The 2,708-nt window shown below is 70.9% G+C and carries 3 protein-coding genes; 1 reads left to right on the top strand and 2 read right to left on the bottom strand.

Going from position 1 to position 2,708, the window contains the following annotated elements; translation table 11 throughout:
* Positions 1-638: amidase family protein (locus GUY60_RS36605; RefSeq protein ID WP_246236115.1), on the top strand; the 638-nt coding region annotated here is incomplete at its 5' end.
* A gap of 70 nt (positions 639-708) precedes the next feature.
* Here GUY60_RS36605 and GUY60_RS38385 read toward each other — a convergent pair.
* Together GUY60_RS38385 and GUY60_RS36600 are read right to left on the bottom strand one after the other, a co-directional pair.
* The gene (locus tag GUY60_RS38385; RefSeq protein ID WP_187370220.1) at positions 709-879 is read right to left on the bottom strand and encodes a hypothetical protein; all 171 of its coding nucleotides are present in this window, start codon (positions 877-879) and stop codon (positions 709-711) included.
* A gap of 319 nt (positions 880-1,198) precedes the next feature.
* Positions 1,199-2,449: a polysaccharide deacetylase family protein gene (locus GUY60_RS36600; RefSeq protein ID WP_161705817.1), complete on the bottom strand. Its 1,251-nt coding sequence runs from the start codon at positions 2,447-2,449 to the stop codon at positions 1,199-1,201.
* Positions 2,450-2,708 lie beyond the last annotated feature (259 nt).

Here is a 2,708-nt window from a genome sequence, read left to right as displayed (position 1 = left end):
CCGCCTCCCCCGCACCGCTGCGGATCGCGGTGTCCACGCGCGGCCCGCTCGTCGGGGTCCCGGTCACGCACGCGTACGCGACGGCAGCGCGGGAGGCGGGCAAGGTGCTCGGCGGGCTCGGGCACCGGACGGCGACCGAGGACCCGCCGTACCCGTTCTGGCTCGGCACGACTGCGCTCGCGCACTGGACGGCGGGTACGTACCGGGACAGCGAGGGCCTCGACCCGGCACTGCTCGCGCCGCGCACCCGGAGGCACGCGGCACTCGGCGCGCGCTGTGTGCGCGGGGTGGAGCGGGGGGAGCGCCGCGAGCAGTTGCGGCGGCGGCTCGAACCGTTCTTCGCGCGGCACGACGTGCTGCTCACCCCGGCCCTTGCCCGGCGCGGCCCGCTCGCGGGGCCGTGGCACGAGCGGGGCTGGCTGCGCAATCTGCTCACCAACACCCGCTGCTCACCGTTCACTCCGGTGTGGAACCTGACGGGGTGGCCGGCACTCTCGCTGCCGTTCGGGTACCTGGCGTCGGGCGCGCCGTGCGCGATACAGCTGGTGGGGGCGCCGGGCCGGGAGCGTCAACTGCTCGATGTGGCGGCCGCGTTGGAGGAGCAGCGCCCCTGGCAGCGGACGGCACCGCTGCCGTAGCCGCTACCGCCGCTGGAGGCGGACATACGTCAGCCCCCGCGGACGGTGTCCGCGGGGGCTTTCGGTGCGATCAGTCCACGCCCTGAAGGATGTGCGGCTCGGCGAGGTCGTCCTCGTAACCCGCGAGCCTGATGGGCGCCGACCTGGCCCACACATCGAGACTGCCCAACTCTTCGGGCCGGCCCTTGCGCTCCCCGTGTTCCTTCGGGTGCTGATCGCTCTTTGACTTGTCTGGTGTCACCGCGCACTCCTTATGTGTCGGGTAACCCCCGGTCGCTCCGGCGCGTCCCGATACCGGGCGCCGGCCGACTGTGAGGCTCGATCTGGGCAGTTCGGACGCGGTGGCGCCGGTAACTCGTACAGAGCGTGGCCGGGTGACCGGCTTGCCCCGGGACGGGCCATGGGGTGGTGGTGGGACCCCTTTTGGCTGTCCGTTCCGTACAGCGTAACCAAATGAGCGGGCGTCCGCTCGATGGGGCCGAAACCCGTCCCTTTTATCGTGTTTCGTCGCGTCGTTTCAGCCATGATCGGGCAGGCGCCAGGCGGGAGTTCCCCTCACCTCAGACACCCTTGCCGCCCCTGGCACTCCGACCCGAGGGCCGCTCCCCGACCTGCAACGACCGCAGCGAGGCGAGGACGGCGGGGTCCTGCACGTCGAGCCAGTCGACGAACTGCCGGAAGGAGACAAGCCGCACGTCCTTCTTATCCGCAACAGTCCGCAATGTCTCTTCAACGGCATCCATATAGATGCCGCCGTTCCACTCCTCGAAGTGGTTGCCGATGAACAGAGGCGCCCGATTTGTCTCGTACGCCCGGTTGAACCCGGCGAGATACGACTCGGTCGCCTGCCTGCGCCAGGCCGGATAGTTGTACGAGGGGGCGCGGGTGGAGTTCTTCGACTGATTGGCGAGGATGTTGTAGTCCATCGACAGGACCTCGAAGGTGTGGCCGGGGAACGGCAGCGCCTGCAGCGGCAGGTCCCACACGCCGAGCTTCTTCTCCGGCCAGCGCTGCACCCCGCCGGGCGAGGACGCGTCGTACCGCCAGCCCAGTTCGCGCGCGACGGGCAGCAGGTTCTCCTGGCCGAGCAGGCAGGGGGTGCGGCCGCCGACCAGCTCCTTGTCGTAGTCGAAGGGCAGCGACGGCAACCGCTCCCACCCCGTATGCGTACGCCAGCGCTGCACGAACGACTTGGCCTGCTGGATCTCGTCCCGCCAGTGCGCCTGGCTCCAGCGGGCGACCGAGCCGCTGCCGCCGCAGAAGTGCCCGTTGAAGTGCGTGCCGATCTCGTGACCGTCGAGCCAGGCCTGACGGACGTGCGTCAGGGTCTCCTTCAGGTGCGGGTTGGTGAGGTAGCCGATGTCGGAGGCGCCGACCGGGTTGTTCGGCGGCGTGTAGACGCGCTTCTTCTCCTCCGGCAGCAGATAGAGCCCGGACAGGAAGAACGTCATGTGCGCGTCGTGCTCCCTGGCCAGTTCGAGGAAGCGCGGGAACAGGCCGTTACCCACCTCGCCCGCGCCGTCCCAGGAGAACACCACGAACTGCGGCGGCCGCTCCCCCGGCGCCAGCGGCACCGGCTTGGCGGGCTGGTTCGGCTGCCGCCCCGTGAACGCCGTCGACCCGTCCCCGATCAGCCGTGGCGCCTTCGGGGCGTCCGGGGCCTTCGGGCGGGCGGCGCCGCCCGCGGGACCTCCCCGGCTGCCCGCGCCCTCGCGCGACGGCGCGGTGCCACTCCCGCACCCCGCGAGCCCGGCACCCGCCGCGACCCCAAGTCCCAGGCCCAGCGCCTCTCTTCGGCCCACCGCCCGCATGTCACGCTCCGTTCGCTAGCCTCCTGGTCGCCCCCATCTGTAGACCGCACAAACATGTACGAATCACACATTTCGACCCACTCCCCCGGCCCTGGCCGCGCCCTGGCGGCCCGTCATCCCCTGATGCGGTGACGGTGAGTGAGCTCGTGGGCCGGGTGCTTGCTGCATCCGTGTGAGGAATCACGGCACTGGGGTGACAGTGCGTCAGATACGCGTCGGGGCGGGGGCCGGTGCCACGCCTTGGCGCGGGTGCGGGGAC

Source organism: Streptomyces boluensis (assembly GCF_009908195.1).
Classification (GTDB): Bacteria; Actinomycetota; Actinomycetes; order Streptomycetales; family Streptomycetaceae; genus Streptomyces; species Streptomyces boluensis.
The sequence above is the reverse complement of the archived record's forward strand: the minus strand, read 5'-3'. Positions and strand labels throughout refer to the sequence as shown.

Coding starts and splice junctions, on each gene's coding strand:
- GUY60_RS36600 (WP_161705817.1), bottom strand. CDS start 2,449: ATGCGGGCGGTGGGCCGAAGAGAGGCGCTGGGCCTGGGACTTGGGGTC.